Origin of the sequence: Enterococcus sp. 7E2_DIV0204 (assembly GCF_002140855.1) — a bacterium.
GTDB lineage: Bacteria > Bacillota > Bacilli > Lactobacillales > Enterococcaceae > Enterococcus_L > Enterococcus_L lemimoniae.
In genome coordinates, this window is sequence record NZ_NGKY01000002.1 from 232,034 (window position 1) to 232,866 (window position 833).

Consider the following 833-nt stretch of genomic DNA (forward strand, 5'->3'; position numbering starts at 1 on the left):
TCGATCCCCATCAGTCGCCCTTAGTTTTAAATTTTATGATATGTTTTATGGCGATTGTGGTGAAGTGGTTAACACAGCGGATTGTGGTTCCGCCACGCGTGGGTTCGATTCCCATCAGTCGCCCTTAGCTTTAATTTTTGGGGTATAGCCAAGCGGTAAGGCAACAGGTTTTGATCCTGTCATGCGTTGGTTCGAATCCAGCTACCCCAGTTTCTCTATTAGAGAATGATTAAATTATTAATATGGCGGTATAGCCAAGTGGTAAGGCAGAGGTCTGCAAAACCTTCATCACCGGTTCAAATCCGGTTACCGCCTTGCAAAATTATTTCATGCCGGCGTGGCGGAATTGGCAGACGCGCTGGACTCAAAATCCAGTGCCCGCGAGGGCGTGCCGGTTCGACCCCGGCCGCCGGTATAAAAAGACTGTTAAATCGTTGATTTGACAGTCTTTTTTGCGTTGTTGTGCGAATGTTAAATTTTGGAGATACATAAGATAAAGGTATGATAATGATTATTTAAGAGTTGAAATTACTTATAATTTTGAGATAAGAAATGAACAAACTCAAATTTTTTATGCATTTTGTTTTGTCGCTAAACATTTGTTTTTTTTTTGATTTATCAAGGGTATGTTGCAAAAGAGGTTGTTCTCATCATTGGAAATATACTTGAAGAAATTAGAAAAACATATTATCATATATTTCGAGAATACGAAGTAAGAACTAGATAAAAACTTGGAATTTGATAAATTTATTATTTCAATATAATATTTAATCTAGAATTCAATAGCGTGAAAAGAGTACGAGTAAATTTATTATGTTTGAAATATTTAACAA

Annotated in this window: 4 tRNA genes; all 4 read left to right on the forward strand. The window is 36.7% G+C overall.

Going from position 1 to position 833, the window contains the following annotated elements:
- Nucleotides 1–50: 50 nt before the first annotated feature.
- Nucleotides 51–123 (forward strand) — tRNA-His (locus A5819_RS16550).
- Between the two features lie 15 nt (nt 124–138).
- Nucleotides 139–210 (forward strand) — tRNA-Gln (locus A5819_RS16555).
- A gap of 34 nt (nt 211–244) precedes the next feature.
- Nucleotides 245–315, forward strand: a tRNA-Cys gene (locus tag A5819_RS16560).
- 16 nt (nt 316–331) lie between these two features.
- A tRNA-Leu gene (locus tag A5819_RS16565) sits at nt 332–415 on the forward strand.
- Nucleotides 416–833: the final 418 nt, after the last annotated feature.